Below are 262 nucleotides of genomic sequence, written 5' to 3'. Positions count from 1 at the left end.
TAAATTACTTGATCTTGCTGTTCGGTTGTTAGTTCGGGAAACATGGGTAAGGATAAAACTTCATTGCAAGCTTGTTCTGCAACTGGTAATTGTCCTGGCTGATAACCGAGATATTGATAAACTGGTTGCAAATGTAAAGGGTAGGGATAGTAAACCATCGAGCCTACTTGCTTTTCTTGCAAGCTATTTTTTACCGCCTCCCGGTGTGTGGCGCTATTACCGTTCCTTCCTGCGGTGATGACGCGAATAGTATATTGATTCC

Annotated in this window: 1 protein-coding gene; it reads right to left on the bottom strand. The window is 42.7% G+C overall.

The annotated features are described in order from the left end of the window. On the bottom strand, positions 1 to 262 hold a 262-nt coding region (locus tag GNE10_RS35200; RefSeq protein ID WP_185570591.1), incomplete at both ends, for a DegT/DnrJ/EryC1/StrS family aminotransferase.

This window comes from Nostoc sp. 2RC, assembly GCF_014222165.1.
In the GTDB taxonomy this organism is placed as follows: Bacteria; Cyanobacteriota; Cyanobacteriia; order Cyanobacteriales; family Nostocaceae; genus Nostoc; species Nostoc linckia.
Note: the sequence above shows the minus strand (reverse complement) of the source record. Positions and strands in the feature narration are given on the sequence as shown.